The sequence below is a fragment of the Streptomyces sp. NPDC079167 genome (assembly GCF_040686735.1).
Classification (GTDB): Bacteria; Actinomycetota; Actinomycetes; order Streptomycetales; family Streptomycetaceae; genus Streptomyces.
Genome location: NZ_JBFBLO010000022.1, coordinates 76,033 through 94,601, shown reverse-complemented (window position 1 = coordinate 94,601; position 18,569 = coordinate 76,033). Strand labels below are relative to the sequence as shown.

Here is an 18,569-nt window from a genome sequence, read left to right as displayed (position 1 = left end):
CCGTCCTTGTGCAAAGGGAGTTCCGCCATGCCCACCGCCACCATGCTCGACCAGGCCACAGCCATGATCGAGAAAGCCTGGGGCCAGCCCATCGAAGTCCTGGAAGTCCTGGCGGTCCGCCGTCCTTGCGAGGACTCGCTTCTGCGCGCGGCCATGCACACCCGTACAGCCCTGGCCGTCACCGACAACGCGGTGGCCGTTCACCAGGACCGTCTACACGCCCTGACCCGGCGCGGGTACGTTCCGGCTTTCTACGAACTGGACCGGATCACCGAATCGGCAGTCAAACTCCGCGTCGCCCACTCGGAGAGTCATACGTACGTCCAGGCGATCAGGCGCGTGGTCGAAGCCCGTGAGGCTGCCGCGCCTGCGTACCGGGCGCCGGCGGATCGCCTGGCCCAGGCCGCTGTCGCCCGCTCCGGGCACGCGCCCAACACCCCGGGCCAGATACCCGACCCGCCCGCTCCTTCGACCGTCGTCGGGCCGCCGACGCCCGCTGCGGGGCCGCGTCGCTGAACGGTCAGGCGAGATCGTCGCGGTGGGCGTCCTCGGTACGGGGGCCCACCGCGCGGGCCAGCTCCTCCAGCGTCAGCTCGACACGCAGGCCGTCCGTTGTTCGGCGCTCCACCACCGTCTCCTCCTCCAGCCACCTGTCGGGCTGTGCGCCGACGCCCCACTGGCCGTCGGCGACCATCGCTATGTCGCCCACGGTCCACGGCCGCCCGGCAGCGCGGATCTTGCGCTCCAGCCCGGATCCGTCCCAGTGGCTGCTCGCCTCGGCCATCCCTGCTCCCCCTTCGGTCCTGTGCGGCCCGCCGCCGCAACCCAGGTACGACAACCGTGTTCACCTATCCATTCCCCCGGCCTGCGGCCACCCGCTGGCGATCTCCAATTCGCCCACGGCAGACGTTTCACCCGGGGAAACGACTACGCACTTCGGCATGGTGCATGTCAACGTACGGGGGTCGGGAAAAACCGCAGGTCAACGAAGGAATCATCCAACCGTGAACACCTCCGCCACCCTCCTGCCCGCCGTCGTCCGCCCCGCTGTGGAAGACCGCCACTGGCTCTCCGCCGACCACTGCGCCGCCCCGGTGCTCGACCTCCTCGACGGCCTCGGCTGGGTGATCGTCGATACCCCGGAGGCCAACGTCCACGCGACCAGCCCCGACGGCCGCGTCTACGTCGGCTGGCTCCCGGAGGACACCACCGCCTGGAAGCGCGGCATCGTCTGGCACGTCCGAGTACAGCCCGCCCATGGCGACGCCTGGGTCCAGGAATTCGGCATCCACACTCCCTCCGAGGCCGTCGCCGGATTCCTCGCCGCCCTCGTCGCCCATTCCTCCCGCTGATCGCTGAACCACTGGGGCGGCCGGTACCGGCCGCCCCGTTCACCGGCGTGCTCGTCCGCCCGACAGGGGGTTTCGTCCCGTGAGCATGCTCCTGGCCACCCGCCCCGGCTTACGCCGTAAATGCACTTACGCCCGCCGCTGCTCCTGCTACTACCTGCCCGGCCAGTACGGCCGCCGCACCAAGACCATCCGCCGCCGTGCCCCCCGCCGCGCCGAAGCGCGCCTGTGGCGGCGCGACCTCACTGAATGACCGTGTGCCCCACCCCACCCACTAGGAGCTGCCCACCATGTCTTCCGCGCCCCGCTCACCAACCACCACGCCGACGACACTCTCTGCCCGGCAGACCACAAGCACACCAGCTCCGGCAAGCCGCTCCACCCCGACTGCCCCGGCCGTGCGTATACCAAGGCCGTCTGCTCGTGCGGCGACTGAGAGAAGAAGGATTGCGGCAAGGGCTACGTCAACGAATGCCGCAAGCGGCATCTCGCCGACCACGCCCAAGGGCCGGACGTCCTCCGCGACCTGCCCCGCCTCGACGCCTTCTGACGCGCCGCTGTCGGCCCGGCCCCGTCTTCCCGTACCGCTCTCGGAGGTTCCCATGCCCCAGTACCTGACCGTCGGCCACCTGCTCCGCCAGCTCCAGGGGCTCGACCCCAACCTGCCGGTTCGCCTCGCCGTCAACCCAGACTTCCCCTTCGCCCACTACGTGGGAGCCGACGTCGTCGTCCGGGACGGCACGGCGTTCATCGCCGAGAACGGCCAGGAGGGCTATCTCCCGGCTGGGGCCCGCGATGCCCTCGCCTGGGCCTGACCAGTTCCCTCAACACCACGGAGGCTTCCATCCCGTCGCGATCCCACCCTTCGCCCGTCCTTCCGCTGCACAGCCTCGCCGTGCGCCCCATGCCGGACGGCGTGCACGGCGCTCTGGTCCGGCGTGTATCCGCCCGGCCCGACGGCCCGCTCGACATCACGTGGCTCGCCACCGGAACACACAGACTCCCCCTCGGCCGTATCCGTCTGCACTGGGATCCCGCCCCCCTCACCGGCTGGGACGTCACCGCCCACCTGGGCTTGGCCACCACCGAGGTGCTCCTCGCCTCCTGGCCCGCCGCCCCGGACGACTGGCCACGCCTGGTCCGTCCGACCCTCCATGAGGTGACCGGCCTGTGCGCCGCCCTCACGTTCGCCACCAACGCCCTCGACCTCTCGAACCATCTCGCCGAGGTCTGACCGAGAACCGCAAAAGGCCGCCCCATGCCGAGGCGGTTTCTAGGGGTCGTTGCAACACGTGGTCGTGTTGGTCAGGCCGCGAGCAGTTTGTGCAGGCGCTCGGCTGGGGTTTCCCAGCCGAGCGTTTTGCGTGGGCGGCGGTTGAGCTGGTCGGCGACGGCGGCCAAGTGCCCGGGATCGTGGACGGACAGGTCGGTGCCCTTGGGGTAGTACTGCCGCAACAGACCGTTGGGTGTTCTCGTTCGAGCCTCTCTGCCAGGGACTGGCTGGGTCGCAAAAGTAGACCGGGATGTTGGTGGCGAGGGTGAACTCGCCATGCCGTGCCATCTCGCTGCCCTGGTCCCAGGTCAGTGACCGCTTCAGCTGGACGGGCAGAGTCTGAGCGGTCGATGTCAGGGCGGCGAGGACGGCTTCGGCGCCGTGGTCACCCGGCAGGTGCAGGAGCATGACGTAGCGGGTGGCGCATTCGACCAGAGTGCCGATCGCGGACTTCCCGTCCTTGCCGATGATCAGATCGCCCTCCCAGTGGCCAGGCAGGGCCCGGTCCTCGATCTCAGCGGGCCGTTGGCTGATCATGACCATCGGGGTGGTGAAGCGGGGCTGGCGGCAGTTGGCCTGCCGTTGGGGCCGACGACGGGCCCGCCCCGAGCGCAGGGCTCCGGCGAGCTCGCGTCGCAGTTGGCCTCGGCCTTGGACGTAGAGCGCCTGGTAGACGGTCTCGTGGACCACGTGCATCTCCGGCCGGTCGGGAAACTTCTGCCGCAGAGCCTGGCATATCTGCTCCGGGCTCCACTTCTCGTCCAGCATCGCCTGGACGGCGTCCCTCAGCTCCGGGTTCTGGCTGATCTTGCGTGGCTTGGGGCGGGGCCGGCGGGCGTCCGCGCGGGCCTGTGCCGCGTGCGGGCGGTAGTGCCACTGGTCGCGTGTGCCGTCGGTGCGGTTGCGGCGGATCTCGCGGCTGATCATGGACAGGCTGCGGCCCAGCTCGGCGGCGATCGCCCGCACGGTGGCCTTCTCCCGCAGGCGGTCCGCGATGTGAATGCGTTCTTCCTGGCGCAAGTACCGCGAGGACGCAGAGGGCGGCACCACCGTGGTGATCGGTGGTGCCGCCCCGCTCTTGCCGGACGGGTTGCGTCCGTTACTCCATCGCTGGCCGGTGCGTCGGTTGACCCCGAGGATCCGGCAAGCCTCCCGACCGCTCACACCCTGCTGCATGAGCTGGAAGTATGCCGCCCGCAATGCCATCGAGTCGGTCCACAGTGACGCGGCCTCTGTGGAGGAGGCGATCCTGCACGCAACGGGTCCACGGCTGGTACGAGGGCCACATCCAGGGTGAGGACGAGTGCCCTGGCTGTTCCTTTCGGGGCGAGCTGCCGAAGAACACCAAGCGCGGCTCACACATCTGAAACGCCGAGGAGCGCCACCGGTTCGTCGGTGGCGCTCCTCGGCGTTTGATTCCTTGCTCCTCTACTTCAGGTAGGTGCCGGCGAAGGAGCCGTCGAATCCGAGCGCGATCAGGCATTGCTCGATGGTGGGATAGTTCGTGACGTCCGGGCTGTCGATCAGGGCGTCGAAGTCGGCGCGGCTGATCTCGGGTTCGAGCCACTGGTTGCCGCACCGGCAGCGGATCCAGACGTTGCGGCCGTGGTTGATGAGCAGCCAGTCGCGTCGGGCCCGGCAGGCCGAGCACATCGCCGGGATGCCGCCGAGGGCCAGCTCGTGCGGGTGGCTGAGGCAGCGGGTCGCGTTGGGACCGGTTTGCTGCCGTGTCTCGTACTGGAGTTGCAGCAGGGGGTCGGTTCCGGCGGGGAGGACGGTCGGTACGGGGGCCGGCTTCGTGGTGTGGTCGGTGGTTCTGGGCACGAGCGTCATCTCCCGGTCGGGGGCTTCCTGTTTTCATCCGTAACAGCCAGTGGGTACGGCTGTCCAGGCATTTCGTGGCGTCCGGACGGTCGATGGCCGGCCTTCCGGAGGCGCTGGTCAACGGCGCGGTGGGCGGCTGCGCGGGTCGGGGGCCGCAGGGCGCGGTGGCGCTGCGGGGGTGTTCCGTTGGTTGGTGCGGTTGGCCGAGGTCTTCGCCGGGCGGATGCCGGCCGGCGGGCGACGGGGAGCTTCGCCGGGGTGGGCGGGGAGCTGGGCGAGGCGGCGAAGGCGCCACACCAGGACGTCGTTCACGTCCTCGGCAGTGTCGAGTTCTCGCATGGCGATGGCCTGCCGCAGGAGCGCCTCGGGGTCGTGGCCTGCCTGCTCGGCCTGGGCGAGGGTAGCGACCAAGGCGTCGGTCCTTGCCGGCGTGCCCTCTGCTTGTACGCCCGGTTTCGGCAGAACCGCACGGAGGGTGGCCTCGTGCGTCCGGCGTTGGGCCTCGGGGAGGGCACGGCCCTGGTCGTGCAGCACGCGCATCGGCGTGGCGGCGGCCTGGTGGTAGGCGGTTCGCAGGTGCGTGGCGGCCTGTCGGGAGGCGTGGGCCTGCTGGGCGTGGCCGCGGGCGGAGTGCCAGTGGGCGGCGGCGAGGGTGACCAGGACCAGGGTGGAGAGGAGCATGGCGGTGGTGCCGCCGTCCTCTCCCCGGCCGAGCGCGCCGCCGGCCTGGACGATGCCCCGGGCGGCCGAGCGGAGCGCCCGGGTGTCGGCGCGTTCGGCGCGGACGTGGCTGCGGGTTGCCCGCTCGAAGGCTCGGGCTGCGGCAGCCAGCTCGGCGCGGGTGGCGGCCGGGGAGGTCTGGGCGACCGCGTCCAGGAGTTCTCCGACGCCCACGAGCTGGGCGGCGGCATTGTCGTCGCCGTCGTCGAGGAGGCCGGCGGCACGCTCGGCGATGCCGGTGGCGCTGCGTCGCTCGCGGGCGGGCGGGGACCAGTCCGCCCGCCCGTCGGCGGCCGGAGGCGCTGCCTGCTCGACGGTACCGTCGGCCAGCCGGAGGCGGATCTTCGGCAAGGAGAGGTCGGGGGACAGTTTGGAACCCGGGTACCAGACCGGCTCGCCATGGCGGTTGCGGTCGCCGGGGAGGGCCACGTTGTAGCCGAGGGCGTCGCCGGACGGGGCGTGGCGCACTTTGACCCGCAGGCCCGCTTCGTGCAGCCGGGTGAAGAACTCCTTCTCGTCGTCGGCTCCGGCGAGGGCCTGGCGGACGGCTTCGCGGAGCGTCTCGCGGGAGGTTTCGGGTCGGCCGGTGCGTTCGGCCTTGAACTTTTCGGCGCTGGTGGGCTTCTTCGCTGCGGTGCCGTCGCCGGCGTTGAGTCGGCGCAGGCCCATCTCCTTCTCGATGCGGCGGCATTCGGCCTGGGCCTTGTTGAAGTCGTAGTTGAGACGTGGGTTGCGCAGGTCGCCGCGTACGAGGGTGGCGACGATGTGGATGTGGTCTTCCGCGTGGCGGACGGCGATCCACCGGCAGCCGTCGGGGTCCCCGTCCGGGGCGATGCCGGTGGCGTGAACGATGCGCTGGGCGACGGCGTTCCACTCCTCGTCGCCGAGCCACCGGTCGCCGGGGGCGGTGCGGACCGAGCAGTGCCAGACGTGCTTGGCGGGCGCGCGGTCGCCGGCCTGCTTGACCCGGAGGTCCAGGGCGGCGGTGAGCCGGGCGAGGGTGACCTTCGGGTCGGGGTCGGGGCTGGTGTCGCGGCCGGGGTCGGGGGCGAAGCCGTCCCAGGAGCCGACGAGGTGTGCGTCGGTGTGCTCCTCTCGTCGTCCGGGGCCGTACAGGTAGATGAGGAGGCCGTGGGTGCGGGAGCCGCGTCCGATGTCGGGAACCATCACAGTCGCCGGGTCACCAGGTCGTTCGCCGCGTCGTCGATACGGGCGAGAAGTCCGGTCAGCGTGCCCATCGCGTGTTCGAGTTCGCCGGCGCGCGGGTGGCCGCCGCTGTTGAGGACGAAGGCGATCTGGTTGATGTTGTTGCCGATGCGGGCCAGCGCGGTGCGCAGGGCGGCGAGTTCGTCGATGGCTGTGTCGAACTGGTCGTTGCTGTGCACGGCAGCACGTCCACGGGCGGCGGTCAGACCGGCGGTGGCGAGGAAGCGGGCGACGGTGACGCCGCGCTTGGTGGCGGCGTCGGTGATCTCGGCCTTCTCGGTGTCGGAGAGGCGGGTGGTCGTCTTACGGGTGCGCTGGCTCGGGTTGCGGCTGCGGCGGCGGCGCGGTGCGCGGTCGGGGAAAGCGGGCGTGCTCGGGCTCGGCGGCTCGTGGTGATCGTCGCGGTCGGCTTCTCCCCCGGTGACCGGCGCCCCCTGGTGCCGGTTGCCCGGCTGGTCCCCGTGCGCCCTCGCTCGGGGACCAGCCGGGCTTCCCCCGCCACCCTGGGCGGGGGCAAGTGCGTACGACGGGCCGTAGGACCGTCGTACGCGATAGCTTGCTCCGCCAGGAGCCGTCGTGGGGTCGCGCTGCTGTCCGGCCGTGGTGGCCACCGGGTCGTTGGCGGTCACCGGTGCGTCTCCGGGTTCTGCTGACGGATTTCGCGGACGAGTTCCTCGATCCAGTCCATGGCCAGGACCGGGTGGTGCAGAGTCCAGGGGCGAGTGTCCCGGGTTCGTTGCACGGTCCAGGTGTTGTCGGCGCCGGTTTGGGCGTGGTAGAGGTGGCCTCGCTGGTGCAGGACGGTCAGCAAGGAATCGACCTCGGCAGATGTGGCCGGGTGGGTGCGCATGCGGGGGCTCTCCGGTTCGCTTCGGAAGGATTTGGGGAGCGGGTGACCGGTCGGGGTTGCCGGTTCGGTCACCCGCTTTGTGGTGGCCGGTCAGTTCCGGGAGGAGGCGACCGGCTGTCCGTGCTGCTCGCGGAGCTGGGCCATCAGGGCGGTCAAGGTGTCGCTGGACAGCGGTATCTGCTGACCTCGGATCGCCTGGGCGACCACCTTGCGGGTCAGCTTGTCCTCGGCCCTGACCGCTGACCGGGCGATCTTCAGCAGCTCCTCGGTGTCCGGGTCCGGGCGTCGGTCACCGGCTGTCCGAGTGCCCCGGTCGGTGACCGCCTCGTTGCGGGCCGGTCGGTCTGTGACCGGCGGCACCGTGTCCGACTGTCCGGGCAGGTCAGCGGCCTTGTGCGGCGTCTCATGGTGCCCGGTGACCGGGTTGCCGCTGCCCGCCGGTGCCCTGTCCCCGGTCAGTGGCCGAGGGGTCGGGGTCTGCTTGTCCAGCGACAGTCGCGGCCGGTCGGTCAGGGCAGTGACCGGCTTCCCCGCCCTGACCTGACCGGACTCCCGCCGCTCCTGACCGGGCTGGTCAGTCCGGGTGACCGCGATGCCCTCGGGTCGGTCAGCCTGACCGACATGACCGCGCTGACCGGCGGTCTGCCGGTCGCTGACCTTGACCGGCCTCCGGGCGATGAGGATGTAGAGGTGGACCGCCCCGGCCAGGGCGAGCGGGGCGATGGTGGACAGCACCGCGACCACCGTGTCGCCGAGCCGGAGCCCGGTGCCGGTGACCGTCTCTTCGTTGAGCCTGACCGCGTGGAGGGCGTTGGCCCAGATGCTGGCGGCGGTGGCCGTGCCGAAGAGGGCCCAGACGTAGAGCCGGGCGCGCAGCGGTGCGTCGCGCAGGACCAGGAGTGCTCGGACGCCGTAGGCGATGAACCCGTCGATTACTAGGGGGAAGAGGTAGGTCAGGAAACCGCGGACGTGGATGGCGCCGGCCATCTGCTGGAGGGCGTCGTAGGACAGGGCGCATCCCGCGCCGCCCAGGGCGATGACGACCGCGCGGTCCCAGCCGGAGATGTGCGCCGCCTTCGGCGCGCTCGTGGCGCTCATGCCGCCGTCCCGAAGTCGTCGCGGTCCAGGCGTTTACCGTCGGTCGCGGGTGACGGGATGGTCTCCGCGTTCTGCGGCAGGTCTCGGTTGCGCAGGGCGCGGCGGATCTCCCGGTACAGCTTCTGGGCGTGCTCCTCGGTGATCTTCAGGAGCCAGGCCAGGCGCTGCTCGGTCACTCCGTGGCGGTAGGCGGCGTGAACGACTGCGCGCCGCTCCGCCGTGGTGAGGTGGACGTCGCGCCCGGCGATGGTGGCGTTGACGCGACTGTAGTCGAAGCGGTGGGCGAGCTTCTTGTGCAGCGGCTTGCGTTCCTCCTCGGTCAGTCCGCCCCGGATGCCGTCCGTGTCGCCGCCTTCCAGCGCGGCGTCCAGGCAAGCTCGGCGCACCGGGCACTGGCCGCACAACGACTTCGCGGCGGTGATCTTGTTGGTCTCGTCGGGCTCGGGGAAGAAAATCTCGGGGTCCACCGGGTTGTACTCGGTGCTCTGGCAGACAGCCTCGTTATGCCAGTTGTGGTCGCCAAGGACGCGGTGGGGGGCAGTGGCGATCTTCGTGGTGGTCACGCGGGGTGCTCCGATCGCTCTCCGCGCGCAGGGGCGTCGGCGGAGAGGTGCGCTGGGTCGGGAAGGTGCTCGGGGCGGCGCGCGCTGGGCGCGCCCGGCGGGGCGGCCTGCGGCGGGTCAGGCGGCGGCGCGGTAGCGTCTGCGGTCGACGTCTTCGAACTCGACCCGGGTGGTCATCTGTGCGAGCCGGGACGCGACCCTGTCGCCGAGGTAGGCCCGGAAGTCGCTGATGCGCAGGTTGGTAGTGATCAGGGTCGGGAGCTCGTAGTTGTACCGGCGGTTGATCAACCGATAGGTGATCTCCTCGGTCCACTCGCTGGCCTTGGCCGCGCCGAGGTCGTCGATGATCAGCAGTGGGCAGCGGCTGACAGCCGCCAGTTCCCGCTCGCTGTCGACCCCGGGCCGAGGGCGCAGGTCGGCGTACAGGTCGGCGGCGGTGGTCGCGCGCCAGCGCACGCCGACTCCGCCCTGCACCAGCAGCCGGACCGCGCCGTACGCCTGGTGAGTCTTGCCCGCGCCGACGACCCCCGCCATCAGCAGGCTGGGCCCGGTGGCGACCTGCCGCCGGGCACCTCGGCTGGGGACGACGGCCGCCTCGGCGACCTCCCGGACCCAGGCCAGGACCAGGGGGTGGTCGGCGATGGCAGCCCGGTAGCGCGGGGGCATGCCGGCGGACAGGGCGTCCAGCGGGGAGAAGGGCTCGGGCTCGTCGGGCGGCTCGGCGGCCGGGTCGATGTTGCGGGCAGCCAGGATCCGGGCCATACGGTCCAGGGTTCCCTCGTTGGCGAGGGTCTGCGGTTCGCGGGTACGGGTGCGCATCACAGCTCCTCGGCGTAGGCGGTGGCAGCGTTGGCCGGGTTGGTCCACGCCTGGTGGGCGGGCACGTTAGGCCGGATTCCCGGCCGGGCCAAACCGCCGGAGCGGACGTTCATGGCCTCGTTGACCATGCTGGTCAGCACGCTGGGGTGCTTGGGGTTGGCCGCGAAGTTCTGCAGCCCGGCCCGGATGTGCTCCGGCGCGATGCCCTCGCCCAGCAGCTTCTTGGTGATCCGCCCGAGGTGCCCGATCACGTCACTCGGGGGGCGCTCGTCGCACCCGGCGACGTACGCCCCGACGAGGTCCTTGGCGGAGACGCCGGCTGCGGGCGCTGTGCGCCCCGTAGGGATAAGAGATCCAGGATCCAAGATCCTAGATCCAGGCGCCGAGCCTTCGGAGAGGCTTCGGGGAAAGTTCGGGGAGTCCTCAGGGAATGCCCTCTGACCTGCGATTTTCGCGTCTTGGCGACTAGGGACGCCGACCATGTCGTCGAAGGCACCCTGCTGAACCGCAGGTGCCTGCTCGGCGTGGCCGCGAGGTGTCGCGGCGGGCTGCGCGGGCAGCTCGAGGGCTCGGGGAGGGTTCGGCGAAGCCTCGGCGAACCCTCGGGTAGGGATGAGCGACTCCTCGACCCGCTTGGTGCAGGTCCCCCTGCAGGTCCCGCACCGGTCGGCACAGTGGTGCTGCGGGCAGGAGGGCAGGCGGGACTGGCTCGGCTTGTCGATCTTCTGGTGCGCCGACCAGGTCACGATGTGGAGGTAGCGGCGGCCGTCGCAGCCGGTGTACCGGCAGATCAGACCGGCGGTGGCGAGCTGGTGAAGGTCGTCCTCGACGTGGACCGAGGTGTGCTCGGCGCGCAGCGGCCAGAGCAGCCCAGCGATGATCGCGGCGTTGTCCCGGTGGCGACCGTGGTCGTCGGCTTGGGTCAGCAGGCCGAAGAAGGTGCGCTCTGCCTCGACGCTCACTTCGGCGAGCGACTCGGAGACAAACGCCTCCGGCTTGATGGTGCGTATCCGCGCCATGTCAGCGGCTCCTACCGTCGGCGACCAGGTCGCTGCAAGTGAATGCGACGCGCTGGATGTCGAAGGTGTGCGGCCAGGTCCAGTCCGCGTCCGGCCAGACCCGCAGTATCCAGCGGGCTGCGACTGTCGCCGTCGTCCGGCTCACCTCCAGGGCCTTCCCGCCCTCGTCCCGGATAGCGGCACGCGGGTGGGGCCACGCCCGGCTCGGGTCGGTAAGGCTGACTCGGATCGTGACCGCGCCCGGGATCATCTCTGCGAGCTGAGAAGCGAGACGGTGCTGTCGTTGGGTATCCGGGCAGGCCGGGTTGACGCTCGGCGTGGCGAGCATGCGATACTCCGTCGTTCGTAGGAATGTTGGTGCGGCGGTTCTCGTGCAAAAGCCCCGCCGCCCGCGAGATGTGAATCGATGCCCCTCGGGGTGTCGGTCCGGTGCCCTGGGAGTTGGTAGCTCCCGGGCGCCGGTCTCCTTCACCCGTGCGCGTTCATGGCTCGTCTGGGCACATCGCCCCTCCTCTCTGGCTCGTGGTCCGTTTGTGCGGGACCAGGACCATATGGCGACCTCTGTCACAAGTCCAGCCTCTTCATACGCCCTGACCTGGGGTTGAACACCACACTGGATGAACTTGAGTGCCAACGTACACCGCAGTTGCGCCTCCTCGTCAACTGCGATGGCGGTAGCGCGACGCCGCCGACCATGATCACCACTGAAGTGGATACGATGGTGGTCATGACGAAGGGCTGGAGATGACCGAGGGGAACGAGCGCACCTTTGCGGAGCTGCTCGACTACTTGTTCCGAACGGTGCACCCCAAGGGGCGCAGTCCGTATACGTACGCGGAGGTATCGCAGGGCATCCGCGACACATCAGGCGTAGCCATCTCCGCAAGCGCCATCCAGCAGCTTCGAACCGGGACCAACACGAACCCGAAAATGCAGACCATCCGGGCGCTGGCCGGGTTTTTCGGGGTGAGTCCGGGCTACTTCTTCGATGAGGCGGAGGCCGAACGCCAACGTGCAGAGATCCAGGTGGTTGCCGCCATGCTCGATCACGGCGTGCGCCGGGTCGCCTTGCGCGCCAATGGGCTCAGCGCGTCCAGCCTGAGCATGCTGAACACCGTGATCGACCAAGCCCGCCGCCTCGAAGGCATGCCGGACGAGGCTGATGAATCAGGCCTGCTCGACGACGAGTGAGCACTCACGTACCTCTCCCGCAGGGCAGATTCCCCCTGCCGATCAGGAGCGGGCACTCTCTCTGTCGACCTCCATCAGCACGACCACCCGGAGGCGGTCGCTACGCATGGGCCGTAAGGCGACGATGCGAACCGCGACCTCCCGGCCTTGGTGATACGGAAGTCTGAGCCGGCGCAAGTCGCCGTGCGAATGCTCGGTCATCTCGCGACGCCCCCACATCTCCCGCACCTCCGGAGATTGCCCCAGGATGTCGCGCTCCAGTTCTCGCAAAGCCGCGTCCTCCGGGTGATGCGCGCGCTCATACCGAATCTGCCCCAGGAAGGGGCGCGCCCAGTCCTGTTCCCAGTCCACGAGTTGTTCGCGCGCCTCTGGCTCCAGAAGCGCCCACTTCATCTGATTGGCCTGACGGGCAACCCAGGGGAACCAGTCAGCCAAGGGTCCGTTGTAGCCAATCACGTTCCACGCGAGATCCGTGGCGAATGCGGGGTTGGGGACCTGAGCGTCTAAGAACCGCTGAAGTAACTCCTCGTCCACCTCCGTCGCCCGGCCCGCCTCCGGCGCGACGGCAACGGCCGGAGGGTGGCCGAGAGCCCTCAGGTACAGCGCCCGACGCTCCGCGGGACTCAACTCAAGAACCGATGCAAGCCGATCAAGGAAGTCGGACGAGTACTGGGCTTCATTGCCGCGCTCCAGCTCGCGATACCAACGCTCACTCACCCCTGTCAGGCGGGCAACGTCACGCTGCGTCAGCCCTTCACTCCGGCGCCCCACGGACACCAGGCCTGGAATGCGTCGAGGGTTTGCGCGCTTCCGCCACGCCCGCAGGAGCTCGGGCAGGGACTCCCCGGCGGGTTCACCGCCCTCGACCGGCCCACCCCGAGAGTCCATGACGTGAAACTAGAGGCCGCCACGGGTGATGTACACCACGACGTGCCCAGAATTCTCAGCAAATGATCACGGTCAGTCATTCAGCGTAGTCAGACATAACGGGTAGTCAATTCTTCAATTATTCATTGCGGCGCACTCCGCACCCCGAGATCGCGAGCGGAAAACCCCTTCGATGGAGCCCGAGAGGTAGACCCCCCGCACCTCCGAAGCACTGCGCGCCTCACCCTTTGTGACCGGAATTCCGAGTTCCGGGAAGTGTGAGTTCCGCCTTCCGCTTGGCATCCTCATCGCTGTCACTCATGAGTGAGTTGGCGCACCGCCGAGGTTGAAGGGGAACTTCCATGCCCTTGTCAGAAATCGACGTGAGTCGACTTCGCGCATCATGTGAGGAGCAGGTTGACCTTCTGCCCCTGCCACACCGCTTCAGCACCCGCGATTTGCGTGACGCGATAGCTGATCTCCGCGGCAAGCCGATCATCCTGGCGCCGTTGCGTACGCTCGGCGCAGTCGATGCGCCCTGCGGGATAAGGATCGAAACCCCGTCGGTCGACCTCCTCTATTACGAGGAAGGCACGTCAGTCCACCATCAGCGGCATATCCTGACCCACGAGCTGTGCCATGTGTTCTACGACCACCCAGGGAGTCTGGAGGTCGACACGAACACGGCACGGATCCTCGGTGTGAACCCCACGCTCGTCACACGCATGTCCGGGCGTACGAGCTACTCGACGGCAGACGAACGTGAAGCGGAGATGATGGCGACAGTCATCCGCCAGCGCATCTACCGCGAGCGCGAATCCCCTTCTCTACGGCCCAAACAGGGACCGGACAGCTGGGACGCACTTTTCGCCCAGCCCATCAGGAAAGGGCGGTTCCGCTCCCGATGAATGCTGTCTTCCTCGGCGTGGCTTGCCTGCTCGCAGCGGCTGCCGGCTACTGGGTGCTCGGGCGAGGCACTCCTCGTCCGACCGGCACGTGGGCCATGGGTGCGCTCCTCGGATCGTTCGCCTTGGCCTTCGCCTCCTACGCCCCGCTGTTCGAGGACGCTGCCGAGTCGGTCGTGCCGCACGTCGCACGGTTGCTCAGCAACAGCGCCTCGGTGGCGGCAGCCACGGCAGTTCTGGCCGTATCGTTCCAGCTGAACCTTGAACCTGCAGAGGCCCAGCGTCGTATTCGCCTGCGTCTGTTTCTCCTCACCGGGGCAGTCTTCGGCATGACCATCCTGTTCGCTTACGAACAGATGGCCCACCGCTCTCCGCGGGCGTACGCGCTCTATCTGCTCCTGTACATCTCCTACCTAGGCTTCGCCGTCGTGGACTTCTTGGTGCAGTCCGTGCGTCAGTCGAAGACAACGCGTCGCAGCAGCGTGCGCATCGGCCTTCGGTTGGCAGCAGCGGGCTGTGGATTCGCGCTCGTCTACTCGGCATACAAGCTGACGCGGCTCGTCGATCTCGGCCTGGGCCTACACCTCATCCCCGCCCACTCGGAATGCTCGTCGCTCTTCACGATGCCGTGTGTCTTCAGCGTGACATCGCCGGCACTCGCCGTTCTGCTGATCTGTCTCGGCCTCACCTTGCCCGCTGTGGTCTACCCGCTCAGCCAGACCCGCCGACGTCGCTGGGAGGCGCAGTCCTTCGAGGCGCTCGGTTCCCTCTGGCAGGATCTTTCGGCTGCGATGCCCGAGATCGTCCTGAGCACCGCGAACGACGCCCAGGGCTCTTCGAGCGACTCGGACTTCTTGCTTCAGCGGCGGGTCATCGAGATCAGTGACGGCAGCCTCGCCCTGCGGGCATACCGACCCCGTGCTGTGCAACAGGCGGCTCAGGATGCCTTCGGCACTGGGACGGAAGAACGTGCCGCAGCAGTCGAGGCGGCCGTCATGAAGGCGGCGCTGGCCGGATTGCAGTCGGGCCGACTCGCTGAAGATGTCGCCCCGCCGGCTGCGGAGGCCGCCTCCCGAAAGGATCTGCAGGCGGCCACGGAGTGGTTTCTCCTGGTAGCCGATGCCTACGTCAACCGTGTCGGGCGTGTCAGAGACGATGGCCGGCCAGAACTAGTTGGAGCCTGAGAGCATGACCGACCCGACTCGGGATCCCCGCTTTCTCCAGGATCCGTATCCCACGTACGCAGCCATGCGGTCCACGTGTCCAGTGCAGTCCGTGCACGCAGGCTCCGACGGGCGGACCAGTTACCTGGTCACCGGCTATGCGGAAGCCCGGGAGGCCCTCACTCACGCTGGGCTCTCGAAGGACACAGCGGTCTTCTTCGAAGGCAAGGAGTCACAGCGTCGGCTGCATCCTGCGGTGGCGCACACCATGCTGGCCAGCGACCCGCCCCAGCACACCCGGCTGCGCAAGCTGGTGACCAAGGCTTTCACGACTGGAGCCGTTGCAGAGCTCCGTCCATTCATTGCCCAGGTCACCGAAGAGCTGCTGCATCAGTGGCCCGTCGGCGAATGCTTCGACTTCGTGGCCGACCTCGCGGTACCGCTGCCGGTCATAGTGATCTGCGAGCTGCTCGGAGTTCCGGAGGAAGACCGGACCCATATCCAACGATGGTCCGGAGAGCTGTTCGCTGCAGGAAAGCCGGACGTCATCGACACGGCCTCCCACGCCGTGGCGGACTACATGACGGGCCTCATCGCCGCCAAGCGCCTGAACCCCGGCAGCTCTCTTCTCGACCGGCTCATTTCGGCTCGTGACGGAGACGATCAGTTGAGCGAGGAGGAACTAGTCTCTCTGGCAGTGCTGCTGCTCGTGGCCGGACACGAGACCACTACCAACTTCCTCGGGAACGCCGCCCTGGCGCTACTTCAACGCCCAGCTGCACTCGATCGCCTTCGGGAAAATCCGGACGAAGTCCCGGCTGTGTTGGACGAGCTGCTTCGGTTCGATTCCCCCGTCAGTACAGCGACCTTCCGGTTCACCACGGAGGCCATCATGCTCGGCGATACCCATATCCCCGCTGGCGTCCCGGTGCTGGTCGCTCTTGGAGCCGCGAACCGAGACCCGGAGCAGTTCTTGTCGCCGGATCTGCTCGACTTGGACCGGGACGCCGCTGCCCATCTCAGCTTCGGCCACGGCATCCACCGGTGTGTCGGCGCCCCGCTGGCCAAGGCCGAGGCGGAGATCGCTCTGCGGATGGTCTTGACGCGGTTCCCCGAAATGCGGCTTGCTGCACCGTCTGATCGACTGGAGTGGCGGCAGACCCGTCTCGTTCGAGGGCTGGCATCGCTTCCCGTCCTGGTATAGCCGCTCCGAGAAGCACGCAGGAGCAGCCACCCGATAAGCCATCGGCGCATACGCCGACGTGAGCCGTCTCGAACTGCGCCAGCATCGCCCTCGCCACTCAGTAGACCCGCCTCCTCGCTCGGCGCGCAGAAGTCATGCGTCTGAGCGCCGGGCGAGGAGAGTGCCTGCTCGCGAACAAATCCAGCGAGATGGGCCGGGCAAAGGTACGGCCCGCCGCTCCCGGCCTGCTTCGTACGACGTGGTTACGCAGTGGCCCAGTCGTCCTCGACGATCGCGTGCACCACCGAGTCGCGCCACTTTCCGGCTCTCTCGATGTGCTGCCGGATGATGCCCTCCTCTACCATGCCCGCCTTCGCCATGGTCCTTGCCGACGCCTCGTTCAGAGGCGATCGTGCACCCCAAATGCGGTGAAACTTCAGATCCTCGAAGCCAAGCCCGAGGAGGAGGCGTACCGATTCAACCCCGTACCCGATTCCCCAGACCTTGGCGTTCAGCGCGAAGCCGAAGGTGGCGCCGCGGGGCTGGTGTGGATCGGTCGCTATGCGGCCGAACCCAATCAGGTCACCGCTCTGGCTCTCGACGATTGCGAGGGCGTACTCAATGCGAGGTGACGCGCTGGCCGAGGCGACGGAGCGAGCGACAATCTGACCTACCTGTGCTCGCGTCCGCGGCTCGAACGACATGTGCTTCGTCGTCTCGCGGTCTCCGTAGATCGCGAGAATGGCGTCCACGTCATCGATGGTGAGTTCGCGAAGTTCCAGGCGCTCGCTGGAACGGCTGATCGGGTGCATGCAGGGACTGTATCCCGGCACTACCGAGGCAGAGCAGGGCGAGAGGGCTCAAACATCCCGATCTCGGTGCGCAGGTCGCTCGCCAGTGGTGTGGTGCCCATGGAGTTGCGGCCGAGCGCGCCCCTCACCCGCTCGGCGGACCTGACGATCCCGTTGTTCCTCAGGCCCGGGGCCAGGTCGAGGACAGGCCGGATCGCCGCTGCTGCACCGTCCAGGTCCTCGGCGTACAGCCGGACGAGAGCCAGGTTGCACTGCGAGCCGGCGAGATCGCCGAAGGCCCAGTGCGACTGCTCGCGATCGCTGAAGCCGCGCACTGCCTCCTCAGCCCGCGCCGCGAGTTGGGTGTCGCCGTGGCCGAGGAGCACTTCGGACTCGACCACGTAGTAGAGCTGCTTCAGCTCCGGGTAGGTGAGCAGGCCTCCCAGTGCGTCCAGGTCATCGGGCACCACCTGTTCGCGAAGAATCTCTGCCCTCTGGTTGGCTGCGCGTACGGCCTCTTCGTCGCCGAGGAGCGCCGCGGCGCGGGCCTCGAGTCCGGGGAGCCACACGCTGACCGTGCCCCTCTGGCTGGGGGCATGGGTCGCCCCCTGCCGGGCGTAGTGCAGGGCGTCGTCGGGCCGGCCTGCCCAGTAGGAGATGAGGGACTTGAGCCCGTCAACCACGGACATCAGGCCCGTGTGCTCGGTCTCCTTCGCGCAGAACGCGGCGACGCGGGCCTGCTGCAGGGCGACCTTGGACTCACCCATGTCGTGGGAGCCCTTCGCCATCAGGAAGGTGAGCACCGTAGCCATGAAGTGCAGGTCCCTGAGCTGGGAGGGGCGAGCTCGTCCGCCTTCGAGGATCCGGAAAGTGTCCTCCTGTGCGTTGGCCAGGTCCTCCCAGATCTCCGACAGGGGGATGCGGGGGTACAGCTCCACGATCCGGGCGACCTCGTCCTGGAGGAAGCCGAGAGCTTCGTCGCCTACCTGGTTGCGTTCCGCACCCAGGGCGAAATCCATTGCGCGTCGTGCTGCCATTACGCCCGTCCTTTTCATCTCGTGCATGGCCAAGCCGGTTTCGGCCGGACTTTCTGCGCGTGACGTGCCGAACAGCGGGGAGAGCTCCGGCACCGTACCGTCCGAGACTTCGGTCCACAGCTGGTCGATGCTGTAGCCCAGGAGGCGTACCAACACCCTCCGGGCCTCCCGTTGGGGTCTGCGGGTGCCGTAGTACCAGCCCTCGAAGGTTGCCTTCGCCGGGGTGAGAGTCGCGATGGCGGGGTTTTCTTCGAACGCCGCCAGCTCACGCGCAGCCTTCTTGAAGTAGGGCAGAAACGCTGCGAGGTCGCGGATCTCACGCTGGTCAAGCAGGTACCGGAGCAGCGTTGGCATGGTCTCCCTCATCTCCTGCTCGTTTTGCATGTCACTGACGTCGACGATAGAGCGCCGCCCTCAACAAATTGCCCTGGAACCAACGTACTTAGCGGCACCGAGGTAGGTCCGAGGAACGTGCGAGGTTCGGCGTCAACCTGCGTGCGCCTTCCGAGGGAGAGACGGGGCTAGGTATGGAAGCCGGGCGTCGTCAGGCTCGTACTCGTCCTTGCTGACAGTGCCGGTACGAATCATTCGCGTAATCAGGGAGTCCCTGTGTCCATCGAGACCGCACGGCCGCCAGCGCACCCGGACGGTGCGGCGGATCGCTGCTTACCGGTTGGCAGCCGACCGACGCCTTCGTCGGACCCCTTGCCC

22 protein-coding genes and 1 pseudogene are annotated in these 18,569 nt (G+C 68.5%); 8 read left to right on the top strand and 15 right to left on the bottom strand.

The window, feature by feature from the left end; genetic code table 11:
- Positions 1 to 27 precede the first annotated feature (27 nt).
- Complete coding sequence (locus tag AB0P41_RS32105) at positions 28 to 516, top strand: hypothetical protein (protein ID WP_365935630.1); 489 nt, start codon at positions 28 to 30, stop codon at positions 514 to 516.
- Positions 517 to 520: 4 nt separating this feature from the next.
- Here AB0P41_RS32105 and AB0P41_RS32100 read toward each other — a convergent pair whose 3' ends face one another.
- Positions 521 to 784, bottom strand: coding sequence for a hypothetical protein (locus tag AB0P41_RS32100; RefSeq protein WP_365935628.1), 264 nt, complete (start codon positions 782 to 784; stop codon positions 521 to 523).
- A gap of 220 nt (positions 785 to 1,004) precedes the next feature.
- Between AB0P41_RS32100 and AB0P41_RS32095 the strand changes: the two genes are divergently transcribed.
- A complete protein-coding gene (locus AB0P41_RS32095; protein ID WP_356714297.1) occupies positions 1,005 to 1,352 on the top strand; it encodes a DUF317 domain-containing protein in 348 nt (115 codons plus the stop codon).
- A 271-nt stretch (positions 1,353 to 1,623) separates the two neighbouring features.
- Here AB0P41_RS32095 and AB0P41_RS32090 read toward each other — a convergent pair whose 3' ends face one another.
- On the bottom strand, positions 1,624 to 1,953 hold the full coding sequence (locus tag AB0P41_RS32090; protein ID WP_356714298.1) for a hypothetical protein: 330 nt from the start codon (positions 1,951 to 1,953) through the stop codon (positions 1,624 to 1,626).
- On the opposite strand from AB0P41_RS32090, the gene AB0P41_RS32085 reads away from it, so the two are divergent.
- Positions 1,952 to 2,164: a hypothetical protein gene (locus AB0P41_RS32085; RefSeq protein WP_356714299.1), complete on the top strand. Its 213-nt coding sequence runs from the start codon at positions 1,952 to 1,954 to the stop codon at positions 2,162 to 2,164. The two genes, AB0P41_RS32090 and AB0P41_RS32085, sit on opposite strands and share 2 nt — an antisense overlap.
- An 89-nt stretch (positions 2,165 to 2,253) precedes the next feature.
- Entirely contained in the window at positions 2,254 to 2,583 is a 330-nt protein-coding gene (locus tag AB0P41_RS32080; RefSeq protein ID WP_356714300.1) for an esterase, read from the top strand.
- Between the two features lie 71 nt (positions 2,584 to 2,654).
- Here AB0P41_RS32080 and AB0P41_RS32075 read toward each other — a convergent pair.
- From AB0P41_RS32075 to AB0P41_RS32030, 10 genes and pseudogenes are all read right to left on the bottom strand, one after another.
- Positions 2,655 to 3,828 (bottom strand): annotated as a pseudogene (locus AB0P41_RS32075) (IS30 family transposase).
- A 222-nt stretch (positions 3,829 to 4,050) separates the two neighbouring features.
- Positions 4,051 to 4,455 (bottom strand): hypothetical protein, encoded by a 405-nt coding sequence (locus tag AB0P41_RS32070; protein ID WP_365935625.1) that lies wholly within the window; start codon positions 4,453 to 4,455, stop codon positions 4,051 to 4,053.
- A gap of 108 nt (positions 4,456 to 4,563) precedes the next feature.
- Complete coding sequence (locus AB0P41_RS32065; RefSeq protein WP_356714302.1) at positions 4,564 to 6,333, bottom strand: relaxase/mobilization nuclease domain-containing protein; 1,770 nt, start codon at positions 6,331 to 6,333, stop codon at positions 4,564 to 4,566.
- Positions 6,333 to 7,001 carry a MobC family plasmid mobilization relaxosome protein gene (locus AB0P41_RS32060; RefSeq protein WP_365935623.1) on the bottom strand — a complete coding sequence of 223 codons (669 nt, stop codon included), beginning with the start codon at positions 6,999 to 7,001 and terminating at the stop codon, positions 6,333 to 6,335. Before AB0P41_RS32060 ends, AB0P41_RS32065 begins: the two co-directional genes overlap by 1 nt.
- Positions 6,998 to 7,222, bottom strand: coding sequence for a hypothetical protein (locus AB0P41_RS32055; protein ID WP_365935622.1), 225 nt, complete (start codon positions 7,220 to 7,222; stop codon positions 6,998 to 7,000). Before AB0P41_RS32055 ends, AB0P41_RS32060 begins: the two co-directional genes overlap by 4 nt.
- A 90-nt stretch (positions 7,223 to 7,312) precedes the next feature.
- Positions 7,313 to 8,320, bottom strand: coding sequence for a DUF2637 domain-containing protein (locus AB0P41_RS32050; protein ID WP_365935621.1), 1,008 nt, complete (start codon positions 8,318 to 8,320; stop codon positions 7,313 to 7,315).
- The gene (locus AB0P41_RS32045) at positions 8,317 to 8,883 is read right to left on the bottom strand and encodes a WhiB family transcriptional regulator (protein ID WP_365935619.1); all 567 of its coding nucleotides are present in this window, start codon (positions 8,881 to 8,883) and stop codon (positions 8,317 to 8,319) included. The genes AB0P41_RS32050 and AB0P41_RS32045 overlap by 4 nt, the downstream gene beginning before the upstream one ends.
- A 117-nt stretch (positions 8,884 to 9,000) precedes the next feature.
- A complete protein-coding gene (locus tag AB0P41_RS32040) occupies positions 9,001 to 9,702 on the bottom strand; it encodes an ATP-binding protein (RefSeq protein ID WP_365935617.1) in 702 nt (233 codons plus the stop codon).
- On the bottom strand, positions 9,702 to 10,721 hold the full coding sequence (locus AB0P41_RS32035) for a hypothetical protein (protein ID WP_365935615.1): 1,020 nt from the start codon (positions 10,719 to 10,721) through the stop codon (positions 9,702 to 9,704). Before AB0P41_RS32035 ends, AB0P41_RS32040 begins: the two co-directional genes overlap by 1 nt.
- A 1-nt stretch (position 10,722) precedes the next feature.
- On the bottom strand, positions 10,723 to 11,049 hold the full coding sequence (locus tag AB0P41_RS32030; protein ID WP_365935614.1) for a transcriptional regulator: 327 nt from the start codon (positions 11,047 to 11,049) through the stop codon (positions 10,723 to 10,725).
- 416 nt (positions 11,050 to 11,465) lie between these two features.
- Between AB0P41_RS32030 and AB0P41_RS32025 the strand changes: the two genes are divergently transcribed.
- The gene (locus tag AB0P41_RS32025; protein ID WP_356714310.1) at positions 11,466 to 11,912 is read left to right on the top strand and encodes a Secondary metabolite protein; all 447 of its coding nucleotides are present in this window, start codon (positions 11,466 to 11,468) and stop codon (positions 11,910 to 11,912) included.
- Positions 11,913 to 11,954: 42 nt separating this feature from the next.
- Here the strand turns inward: AB0P41_RS32025 and AB0P41_RS32020 are convergent, their stop codons facing one another.
- Positions 11,955 to 12,800 carry a helix-turn-helix domain-containing protein gene (locus AB0P41_RS32020; RefSeq protein ID WP_365935613.1) on the bottom strand — a complete coding sequence of 282 codons (846 nt, stop codon included), beginning with the start codon at positions 12,798 to 12,800 and terminating at the stop codon, positions 11,955 to 11,957.
- A gap of 341 nt (positions 12,801 to 13,141) precedes the next feature.
- Between AB0P41_RS32020 and AB0P41_RS32015 the strand changes: the two genes are divergently transcribed.
- The 3 genes from AB0P41_RS32015 to AB0P41_RS32005 are packed head-to-tail and all read left to right on the top strand — an operon-like array spanning position 13,142 to position 16,051.
- Positions 13,142 to 13,687, top strand: coding sequence for a regulator component (locus AB0P41_RS32015; RefSeq protein WP_365935611.1), 546 nt, complete (start codon positions 13,142 to 13,144; stop codon positions 13,685 to 13,687).
- Positions 13,684 to 14,868 (top strand): MAB_1171c family putative transporter, encoded by a 1,185-nt coding sequence (locus tag AB0P41_RS32010; protein WP_365935609.1) that lies wholly within the window; start codon positions 13,684 to 13,686, stop codon positions 14,866 to 14,868. The genes AB0P41_RS32015 and AB0P41_RS32010 overlap by 4 nt, the downstream gene beginning before the upstream one ends.
- A gap of 4 nt (positions 14,869 to 14,872) precedes the next feature.
- Positions 14,873 to 16,051 carry a cytochrome P450 gene (locus AB0P41_RS32005; protein ID WP_365935608.1) on the top strand — a complete coding sequence of 393 codons (1,179 nt, stop codon included), beginning with the start codon at positions 14,873 to 14,875 and terminating at the stop codon, positions 16,049 to 16,051.
- Between the two features lie 242 nt (positions 16,052 to 16,293).
- Here the strand turns inward: AB0P41_RS32005 and AB0P41_RS32000 are convergent, their stop codons facing one another.
- A complete protein-coding gene (locus AB0P41_RS32000) occupies positions 16,294 to 16,842 on the bottom strand; it encodes a GNAT family protein (protein ID WP_365935606.1) in 549 nt (182 codons plus the stop codon).
- Positions 16,843 to 16,862: 20 nt separating this feature from the next.
- A complete protein-coding gene (locus AB0P41_RS31995; RefSeq protein ID WP_365935604.1) occupies positions 16,863 to 18,212 on the bottom strand; it encodes a hypothetical protein in 1,350 nt (449 codons plus the stop codon).
- Positions 18,213 to 18,569: the final 357 nt, after the last annotated feature.